This is a genomic window from Mycobacterium sp. E3298 (assembly GCF_001666895.1).
In the GTDB taxonomy this organism is placed as follows: Bacteria; Actinomycetota; Actinomycetes; order Mycobacteriales; family Mycobacteriaceae; genus Mycobacterium.
The window spans coordinates 1-10,054 of the sequence record NZ_LZJB01000187.1 but is presented as its reverse complement, the minus strand read 5'-3'; the positions used below and the strand labels follow the sequence as shown (position 1 = coordinate 10,054).

The following is a 10,054-nucleotide window of genomic DNA, read 5'->3' as shown; positions in this document are numbered from 1 at the left end:
CCGGCGCGCTGTCGGGATACCTGCTGGCGCGCGGCATCATCCGGGCGGACACGCCCCGCCCGGCCCCCGTTCAGGAATGGCATGCGATGGCCGTCGAGCAGGTCCGCCGGGCGTTGCCGCCACCCGAGTCGGAGCCCGACGGCGACCCGAGGCGCCTGGCGCTGGCCACCCTCGGGGCCCCACAGCCGGAAACGCGCGCGCATGCCTTCCTGCAGTTCGTGGCCGCGGTCCGCGCCGAGCTGACCGACCCGCTGACCCCCGTGCTGGCGCTCGGCTCGGCGGCCAGCGCGGTGCTCGGCTCGCCGGTCGACGCCGTACTGGTCTTCTCGGTGCTGGCCGGGAACTCCATGCTGGCGGCAAGCCAGCGGCTGCGCGCCGAAAACCGGTTGAATCACCTTCTTGCACAACAGATCCCACCGGCCCGCAAGGTAATCGCCGACGCTGACGGGGAGCGGACGTATGCCGACGTCATCGCGGCGCAGCTCCAGCCCGGCGACGTCATCGAGGTGCGCACCCACGAGGTGGTGCCCGCCGACGCCCGGATCATCGAGGAGGTCGACGTCGAGGTCGACGAGTCGACGCTGACCGGTGAGTCGCTGTCGGTGGAGAAGCAGGTGGAGCCGACACCGGGCGCCGCGCTCGCCGAACGCCGCTGCATGCTGTACGCGGGGACGACCGTCGTCGCGGGAACCGCGGTGGCGGTGGTGACCGCGGTCGGGGCCGACACCCAGGAACGCCGCGCCGCAGAACTGGTCTCCGGTGACCTGTCGTCGGACATCGGCCTGCAGCATCAACTGAGCCAGCTCACCAACCGCGCCTTCCCGGTCAGCATGACCGGCGGCGCGCTGGTCAGCGCGCTGGCGCTGCTGCGGGGCTCGGTGCTGCGCCAGGCGGTCGCCAGCGGCATCGCCATCGCCGTGGCGGCGGTGCCCGAGGGCATGCCGTTGGTGGCGACGCTGGCGCAGGCGGCGTCGGCGCGGCGGCTCACCAAATTCGGCGCGCTGGTGCGCGTCCCGCGCTCGGTGGAGGCGCTCGGCCGCATCGACGTGGTCTGCTTCGACAAGACCGGAACGCTCAGCCAGAACCGGTTGCGGGTGGCCGAAGTGGTTGCGGCGCCGAGCGCTTCGCGCGAGGAGGTGTTGCGCTGCGCCGCGCACGCCGCCCCGCCGTCCAACGGCGGCCCGCACGCGCACGCCACCGATGTCGCGATCCTCGAGGCCGCCGCGTCCGTCAACGGCCACAGCTCGAGCGCACCCGTCGCGCACCTGCCGTTCCGCTCCGGCCGGTCCTTCTCGGCCTCCGTGACGGACACCGAACTGGCCGTCAAGGGCGCCCCCGAAGTCGTGTTGGCCGCCTGCGGCGACGTGGGCCCCGCCCTGGAGGAGACGGTGGCCTCGATGGCCGGCCGGGGGCTGCGGGTGATCGCGGTGGCGCGGCGGCAGCTGAGTTCCGCCCAGGCCCAAGCCATTCGGCAGGATCCCGACGAGATCGCCGACTTCGCCCGCGACGGGCTGACGCTGACCGGGTTCCTCGGCCTGTCCGACACACCGCGCGCCGAGGCGGCGGGCCTGCTCGCGGATCTGCGCCGGCTGTCGGTGGGCGTCAAGCTGATCACGGGCGACCATCCGATCACCGCCCAGGCCATCGCCGAGGAGCTCGGGCTCAGCGTGACCGCCGAGCAGGTGATCAGCGGCGCCGAGTGGGATGCGTTGTCCCGCAAGGATCAAGAGCGCGTCGTGACCGAGCGGGTGATCTTCGCCCGGATGACACCGGAGAACAAGGTCCAGGTCGTTCAGACCCTCGAGAGCGCGGGGGTGCGCACGGCGATGGTCGGGGACGGGGCCAACGACGCTGCCGCCATTCGGGCGGCCACGGTCGGCATCGGCGTCGTCGCCGGCGGCAGCGACCCGGCGCACATGGCCGCCGACGTGGTACTGGTCGACGCCCGCATCGAGGGCCTGCTGCACGCCATCGAAGAGGGACGCCAACTTTGGCAACGGGTGCAGGCCGCGGTGTCCGTGCTGCTCGGCGGCAATGCCGGCGAGGTGTTGTTCGCCATCGTCGGCAGCGCGATAACCGGGACCTCACCGCTGAACACGCGGCAGCTGCTGTTGGTGAACATGATGACCGACGCGCTGCCGGCCGCGGCCCTCGCGGTGAGCAAGCCCAGCGGCCCGGTCGACCCGGGTATCCGGGGCCCGGATCAGCCCGCGTTGTGGCGCGCCGTCGCCATTCGCGGGGTCACCACGGCGGCCGCGACGACGGCGGCGTGGGCGATGGGCAGCGTCACCGGCCGCCCGCAGCGCGCGTCCACCGTGGCGCTGGTCGCGCTGGTGGGCGCCGAGCTGGGTCAAACGCTGCTGGATTCACACGCCCCGTTGGTGGTGTTCACCGCGGTGGGATCGCTGGCCGCGATGGGAACGCTGATCAGCATCCCCGTGGTCAGCCAACTGCTGGGATGCACACCGCTGGGTCCGGTCGGCTGGGCGCAGGGGCTGGGATCCGCCGCTGCGGCGACCGTCGCGATCGGGATTGCGAATCGTGCGCTGACGGGTCCGGACAAATCCGTCGCGGCCCCCGGTGAGGTGGGTGAACCTCTACGACCCCGGCCCGCCACAGCAGCGCATAGAGTTCCTGTAACGGCACCTTCAGCACCCGAGCAATAGAGGAAACTAGCGGATCGCCCCCGGCGTCGGTCATCGTCGACATAAGTCCGACGGTGGCCGCAGCACCCGGCGAGGCGGCAAACCCTTCGTTACTGAAAGGCAAATGATGGCGGAAAAGAAGTCACGCAGGGGAACGTCGCAGCGCGAGGCGGTGGAAAAGATCCGCGAGGGCGAGACGTTCGTCGTCAACCTTCCGGTCGTCGGCCAGATGGAGATTCCGCGGCCGGAGCAGCTGGCCTACTTCGGGGGCCTGGCCGCCCTGGCGGCGTTCGAACTCATCGACTGGCCGGTCGCCGTGGTCATCGCCGCCGGACACTTCCTGGCCGCCAACCACCACAACAAGCTCCTCGAAGAGCTCGGCGAGGCGATGGAAGAGGCCTGACCAGGCCTAACCGCTCCGGACGGCCCGGTCGAACCGCAACGTGACCCTGGTGCCCCCCGCGGTGCGCAGCGTGTCGACGTGATCGGCCAGCCCGCCGATCAAGGTCAGACCGCGGCCGCGCCGCCGGCTGCGCAGGCTGGCCGAGGAATCGCCCACCCACCGGCCGGTGTCGCTGATCGTGACGGCCAACGTGTGCTGGCGCAGGAAGGCCTCCACGGACACCGTCCGGCGCGGCTCGCCGTCGCTGCCGTGCTCAATCGCGTTGGTCACGGCTTCGCCGGTCGCCAGCAGGATGTCCAGCTCGCGCTTGGGGTCGACGGCCATGCCGGCCAGCCAGTTGCGTAGCCGGTCGCGCGCGACGGGAATCTGCCCCGGCGCAGCCGTGACCACGGTGGCGAAGCTGCGTGGGGTCTCGTGGCACGCCCGGAGCGCGAGCAGGACGACGTCGTCGCGGTAAGCGGTGGGCGGGGCCATCCGGGACAGCACCTCGGCGCAGACCGACTCGACGGGAAGGTCGACGCAGTCCGCGGCCGCGGCCCGCAGCCGGGCCAAGCCGTCGTCCAGCGTCTCGCCGACCCGCTCGATCAGGCCATCGGTGTACAGCAGGATCAGGCTCCCGGGTGGCAGGTTCGCCGTCGCGGTGGCGTCGGCCGGGTAGCTCTCGGCGTCGTGTTCCTTGATGGCGACCGGCAGGCGCCGGCCCGCGGTCAGGAACAGCGCGCGACGGTCGGGGTACACCACTAGCGGGTAGGGGTGGCCGGCGCAGCTGTAGCTGACGGTGGCGCAACCGGTGTCCGGCTCCGTCTCGACGAGGGCGTAGGCCACCGTCGCGCAACGCGCCCCCGCGACGCTGGCCCCGTACCGGTCCAGCGCACCCAGCACCGCGCCCGGTTCTCCCGCCGTCAGGGCCGAGGCCGCCACCGCGGCGCGCAGCCTGCTCATCACGATCGCGGCGGCCAACCCGTGGCCGACGACGTCGCCCACCGATATCGCGACCCGGTGGGTGCGATCCAGCGGCGTGACCGAATACCAGTCCCCGCCTACGCGCATCGCCTCGCCCGCGGGCTGATACACGGCGGCCACCACCGCGGCCGTCGAGCCGCGGTCCAGGTCCAGCAGCTGCTCCTGGAAGTCGACCGCGATGCGGTGCTCGCTCGCCAGGACGCGGACCCGGTCCACGGCCGAGGACGTCAGCTCGGCCATTCGGCCGAACGCATCGAGTTCGGCGGCGTCGAATTCGCGCGGCGTGGGCCACAGCAGGATAAGCACCCCGACGACGCGATCCGCGTGATCCCGCAACGGGTGGGCCACGCAGGCGCGAACGCTGCCGACGGTGTCCTGCACCGCGTGCTGGTAGCGCGGCGGCAGGTCGAACGTGTCCGGGACCACCATCGACTCGCCGGTGCGCACGACGTCGGCGCCGACCACCGGGGAGTCGAGCGTGGTCACGTGGTAGCGGTCGCGCAGTTCGCCGGGCAGGTGGCCGGCGTATTCGAACCGGATGTGGCGTTCGCCGTCGAAGATGCCGATCGTGACGGTGGCGGCGTCGGCGGAGCCGAACGAGGATTCCAGCAAGGCGTCGAGGATCCCGGCGACCGTGTCGGCGGCCTGCAGCGCGGAGTCGAGCAGCACCAGGTCCGACGCCGCCGCGCGACGCTGGCGGTCGCGCTCGCGCGCCACCGCGGCCAGCCGCGACTTCACCCGGTCGATCAGCTCCTGGGAGCGGAACGGCTTGGGCAGGTAATCGTCGGCGCCACCGGCGTAGCCCTCGTCGATCGCCTCCGCCCCCGCCCGGGCCGACAGCATGAGGACCGGCGTGGCCGCCAGTTGCGGATCCGCGCGGATGGCCGCCACCAGTCCGAAGCCGTCGATGCCGGGCATCATGACGTCGGTGACGACCGCGTCCGGGCGCAGCTTCCGCGTCATCGCCAGCGCCGACTCTCCGTCGGCGGCGAGCACGGTCTCCCAATGGGCCGACAGCACCCGATCGAGATGGTGCCGCATGTCGGCGTTGTCGTCGGCGATGAGCACCAGCTGGCGCGACCTCTCGGGCGCGGGAGCCGGCCCGTCGCCCCCCGAGACGGGCGTGAGCCATTGCCGGGCCTCGGCCACATAGGGGTTGCTCTCGTCCAGCTGGCCGGCCGTCGCCTGATCCGCCTCGGTACCGATCGATCGCGGCAGCCGGACGGTCACCGTGGTCCCCCGGTCCAGTTCGCTGTCGATCTCCACGGTTCCGCTGTGCAGCTCGACGAGCCCGCGCACCAGCGAGAGCCCGATGCCGGTGCCCTCCACGCTCCGGCCGCGCAGGTTGTCGGCGCGGTAGAAGCGGTCGAACAGGCGGTCGAGGTCTTCGGCGGCGATCCCCACGCCGGTGTCGCGCATGGTGACGACGCAATACCCGGGCTCGGCACGCACCTGGACCGAAATCGACCCGCGCAGTGTGTATTTCACCGCGTTGGACAGCAGGTTCAGGATGATCGTCTCCCACATGCCCGGGTCGACGTCGGCCAGCACCGGGGAACAGTCGACGACGAGCTCGAGCCCCGCCCGGCGGCAGAGCTCGGTGAACGACGACGCGATGTGGGCGGTCAGCGCACCGACATCGGTGCATGCCAGCTTCGCGTTCGCGCGGCCGGCCTCGATGCGGGAGAAGTCGAGCAGCGATTCGACCAGGCGCTGCAGCCGCCGCGCGTTGCGGCCCGCCGTGCTCAGCCGGTCCGCCAGCACGCTGTCCGGCGCCGCGTCGGACAGCGCGTCGTCGAGCGGCCCGAGCAGCAGCGTCAGCGGCGTGCGGAATTCGTGGCTGACGTTGGTCAGAAACGCCGTCTTCGCCCGGTCCAGCTCGGCCAGCGCGTCGGCCCGCTGCCGTTGCTGCTCGTAGGAGACGATCTGCGCGAACGTCGACGTGAGCTGGTCGGCGAGCAGCTGGCAGAAGCCGCGGTACTGCGTGTCCAGCGGGCGGCGGGGACTGAGGCCGACCACCAGCGCCCCCGCGGCCGCCGCCTCGCCGAGCGGCAACACCAGGCCCTGTCGGGGACATTCCTCGCCGAAAAGCTCCGCGATACCCGGGACTACGTCCTCGAGCCGGTCGATGACGCGCGCCGCTCGCGCACGTGGCGTCTTGTCCCAACCGGTGAGCTCGGCCAGCGAGCCCGGCAGCAGGCGGCGGACGGCGGGCGTCGCCCCGCGTAGCGTGCTGTTGCGCGCGCCCTCCCCGTCGCCTGCCACATAGACGGCGATGAACGGCAGGTCCAGCGGTTGTGCCCCACAAACCGCGACGGCGCTACTCACCGCGTCGTCGATGGTGCGCGCGTCCATGACGGCGGTCGCCACCGCGTTGAGCAGGTGCAGCCGCCGCCCGCTCAAGACCCGGTCGGTCGTTTCGATCACCGCGCAGAAAATCGCGGTGACCGGGCCCTCGCCGCCGATGATGGGGCTGTAGGTGAACGTGAAGTAGCGCTCCTGCGACTGACCGGCCGTCATCAGCGGCAACATCAGGTCGTCGGACCACGTGGCGACGCCGGTCTCCATCACGCTGGTGAGCATCAGCGAGATCTGCGGCCAGATCTCCGACCACACCTGCTCGGCGCGCGAACCCAGGGCGGCTGGGTGTTTGTCCCCCAGGATTTGCGCGTAGCCATCGTTGTACATCAGGAACAGGTCGCCAGGGCAGAGCCAGAGCACGATGGGAAACCTCGAAGTGAGCGCGACCGCCACGGCCACCCGTACCTCGGCCGGCCAGTCGGCGGGCGACCCCAACGGATGGGAGGCCCAGTCGAATTCGGCGAACCGGCGGCCCATCTCCCCGCCCAAACCGACCGCAGCCGCAAGATCGGCCGGCAGCGCCGGGGTCATTGCGGTCGCTTGTGTTGCAGCGCCTCGGACAGCGTGGGGTAGATGTCGAAGATGCGGTCCAGCTCGGTCACCTGGATAGGGCGAAGCACGGGGTCGTGGTCCGCGACCAGCCTGACTGGCGTGCCCGCTTCCTTGCCCGCGTCGTGGCACTCGAGCATGGCGTTCAGCGCGGCGCTGCCGAAGAAGTCGACCGCTTGCAGGTCGATGACGACGAGCCGGGCCGGGTGTGACTCGGCCAGCTTGAGCGCGGCGTTCAGCTGGGCGTTGACCTCATCGACGGTACTGGAGTCGACACCACCCTTGACGCGCACCACAACCGCGTCATCGAGAGATTCGTGTTCCACCGCCAACAACTTCTGTGCCTTTCGCAACCGTTCCGACGCGGTGCGCGCCGCTCGCAGTGCCTAGGAACACTAACGGTTTGCGGGCCGGCGCGTTCGCGTATTCCACTGGTTACCCAACGGACTCGTCGGATATCCGTTCATGCACCGTCAGCAGGACGTGATCAAACTGACTCTGCACCGCGGATGTGGCGCCGTCCAACGTGGTGACCTCGGCGAGCAGTTGCCGGGCCAGCGACCGCAGCTTCACATTGGTCTCCTGCGACCGCCACTGCAGCACCCGGAAGGCCTGCTCGGCGCTGACCCGATACATGTACATCAGCACCCCCTTCGCCTGCTCGATCGCCGCGCGGCTTTCGAACAGGTCGGGCAGTGCCTCGTCGAGCACCTCCTGGCGGGTCTCGTCCAAGGTGTTGGTGAGGTCGATGTAGTAGCCGGCGGTGCCCACCACGGCGCCCGACTCGTCGTGCATGCGGTCGGCCACCACGATCGCGTCGTGGACTCTGCCCGCCGTGTCGAGGAACCGGTGCCGGCTGGAGAACGACTCCGCGGACTCGAGCGCGTAGTCGAGCACCTCCTGGACGTGCCGACGGTCGTCGGGGTGCTTGTGCGACAACAACAGCTTCGTCGTCGGCTCGACGGTCCCCGGTTCGTATCCGTGCATCCTGGCGACCTCGTCGGACCACTCCCAGCGCTCGCCGATGAACCAGAACCGGAAGGCGCCGACGTTGAGATAGCGGGCGACCGCCTCGACGGGGCTCAGCTGTTGGCCGCGGGCACCGGCGGGTGTCGACCCGTCCGTCTCCCCTTGCTCTTGCACGTTTGCATTTTTCCATTCGGCGGATAAACCCGGCTACCGCCCCGGCGGATTGGCCGCCCACCTGCCGAGTGGCCTGGGGTGGGGGTAACGTCGCGGGCGGAACATCCAAATACGCGGGAGCGCACGTCGAATGCGCTGAGAGGACGGCTTGCGGCCGTCGACCGTACGAACCTGACCGGGTAATGCCGGCGTAGGGAGATGAAGAAATGACCGATGTACTTTCCAAAGCCGTCGAGGCGTCCGTCACCACGGGACCGATCGCGGGCAGCAGCAAGGTCTACCGCGAGCTGGACGGCGGTGCGCGCGTGCCGTTCCGGCGCGTGCACCTGTCCACCGGGGACCACTTCGACCTGTACGACACCTCTGGCCCGTACACCGACCCGGACGCGGTGATAGACCTGACGGCCGGGCTGCCGGCGCGGCCGGGGGTGGTCCGCGACCGCGGCACCCAGTTGCAGCGGGCGCGGGCCGGCGAGATCACAGCCGAGATGGCATACATCGCCGCCCGCGAGGACATGCCCGCCGAGCTGGTGCGCGACGAGGTCGCGCGCGGCCGCGCGGTGATCCCCGCCAACCACAACCACCCCGAGAGCGAACCGATGATCATCGGCAAGGCGTTCGCCGTGAAGGTCAACGCCAACATCGGCAACTCCGCGGTGACGTCCTCGATCGCCGAGGAGGTCGACAAGATGGTGTGGGCCACCCGCTGGGGCGCGGACACCATCATGGACCTGTCCACCGGCAAGAACATCCACGAGACCCGCGAGTGGATCCTGCGCAATTCCCCGGTGCCGGTCGGCACGGTGCCGATCTACCAGGCGCTGGAAAAGGTTAAGGGCGACCCGACCGAACTGACGTGGGAGATCTACCGCGACACCGTGATCGAGCAGTGCGAGCAGGGCGTCGACTACATGACCGTGCACGCCGGCGTGCTGCTGCGGTATGTGCCGCTGACCGCCAAGCGGGTCACCGGGATCGTGTCGCGCGGCGGCTCGATCATGGCGGCCTGGTGCCTGGCACATCATCGGGAGTCGTTCCTCTACACCAACTTCGAGGAGCTATGCGACATCTTCGCCCGCTACGACGTCACCTTCTCGCTCGGTGACGGGTTGCGGCCGGGCTCCATCGCCGACGCCAACGACGCCGCGCAGTTCGCCGAGCTGCGCACGCTGGGCGAACTGACCAAGATCGCGAAAGCCCATGGCGCACAGGTGATGATCGAGGGCCCCGGGCACGTCCCGATGCACAAGATCGTCGAGAACGTGCGGCTCGAAGAGGAGCTGTGCGAGGAGGCCCCGTTCTACACCCTGGGCCCGCTGGCCACCGACATCGCACCGGCCTACGACCACATCACGTCGGCGATCGGCGCGGCGATCATCGCCCAGGCCGGCACCGCGATGCTGTGCTACGTGACACCCAAGGAACACCTCGGGCTGCCGGACCGCAAGGACGTCAAGGACGGGGTGATCGCCTACAAGATCGCCGCCCACTCCGCAGACCTGGCCAAGGGCCATCCGCGGGCCCAGGAGCGCGACGATGCGTTGAGCACCGCACGCTTCGAGTTCCGCTGGAACGACCAGTTCGCGTTGTCGTTGGACCCCGACACCGCACGGGAATTCCACGACGAGACCCTGCCTGCCGAGCCCGCCAAGACGGCGCACTTCTGCTCGATGTGCGGGCCCAAGTTCTGCTCCATGCGGATCACCGCCGACGTTCGGGCCTACGCCGCCGAGCACGGGCTCGACAGCGAGGAGGCGATCGAGGCGGTCATGAACGAGGGCATGGCCGAGAAGTCGCGCGAGTTCGCCGAGCACGGCAACCGGGTGTACCTGCCGATCAGCCAGCAGTGATCCAACCGCTCCCGGTGCTGCCGCTGGCACCCCCGGGCGCCACGCCGCTGCGCGTGCTGTCCATCGCCGGGTCCGACTCGGGGGGCGGCGCCGGCATCCAGGCCGACATGCGCACCATGGCGCTACTCGGCGTGCACGCC

6 protein-coding genes, 2 pseudogenes and 1 riboswitch are annotated in these 10,054 nt (G+C 70.3%); of the genes and pseudogenes, 4 read left to right on the top strand and 4 right to left on the bottom strand.

Annotated features, from left to right (window positions below):
• Nucleotides 1–2,666: cation-translocating P-type ATPase (locus tag A9X05_RS08840; protein ID WP_067780678.1), on the top strand; the 2,666-nt coding region annotated here is incomplete at its 5' end.
• Here the strand turns inward: A9X05_RS08840 and A9X05_RS32510 are convergent.
• Nucleotides 2,632–2,709 (bottom strand): annotated as a pseudogene (locus tag A9X05_RS32510) (hypothetical protein); the annotation flags it as partial. The gene A9X05_RS08840 and the pseudogene A9X05_RS32510 overlap by 35 nt on opposite strands.
• A gap of 63 nt (nt 2,710–2,772) precedes the next feature.
• Between A9X05_RS32510 and A9X05_RS08835 the strand changes: the two are divergent.
• On the top strand, nt 2,773–3,048 hold the full coding sequence (locus A9X05_RS08835; RefSeq protein WP_139273001.1) for a hypothetical protein: 276 nt from the start codon (nt 2,773–2,775) through the stop codon (nt 3,046–3,048).
• 6 nt (nt 3,049–3,054) lie between these two features.
• Here the strand turns inward: A9X05_RS08835 and A9X05_RS08830 are convergent, their stop codons facing one another.
• From A9X05_RS08830 to A9X05_RS08820, 3 genes are all read right to left on the bottom strand, one after another.
• Nucleotides 3,055–6,903, bottom strand: coding sequence for a SpoIIE family protein phosphatase (locus A9X05_RS08830; RefSeq protein ID WP_067780674.1), 3,849 nt, complete (start codon nt 6,901–6,903; stop codon nt 3,055–3,057).
• Nucleotides 6,900–7,256 (bottom strand): STAS domain-containing protein, encoded by a 357-nt coding sequence (locus tag A9X05_RS08825; RefSeq protein ID WP_067780681.1) that lies wholly within the window; start codon nt 7,254–7,256, stop codon nt 6,900–6,902. The genes A9X05_RS08830 and A9X05_RS08825 overlap by 4 nt, the downstream gene beginning before the upstream one ends.
• A 100-nt stretch (nt 7,257–7,356) precedes the next feature.
• Nucleotides 7,357–8,007, bottom strand: a complete 651-nt coding sequence (locus A9X05_RS08820) for a PAS and ANTAR domain-containing protein (protein ID WP_156736570.1) — start codon at nt 8,005–8,007, stop codon at nt 7,357–7,359.
• A gap of 160 nt (nt 8,008–8,167) precedes the next feature.
• Nucleotides 8,168–8,278: riboswitch (TPP riboswitch) on the top strand.
• Here A9X05_RS08820 and thiC point away from each other — a divergent pair.
• Together thiC and A9X05_RS30945 are read left to right on the top strand one after the other, a co-directional pair.
• A complete protein-coding gene (thiC, locus tag A9X05_RS08815) occupies nt 8,271–9,914 on the top strand; it encodes a phosphomethylpyrimidine synthase ThiC (protein ID WP_067780667.1) in 1,644 nt (547 codons plus the stop codon). Its footprint overlaps the riboswitch before it by 8 nt.
• Nucleotides 9,914–10,054, top strand: a pseudogene (locus A9X05_RS30945) (bifunctional hydroxymethylpyrimidine kinase/phosphomethylpyrimidine kinase); the annotation flags it as partial. The gene thiC and the pseudogene A9X05_RS30945, both read left to right, overlap by 1 nt.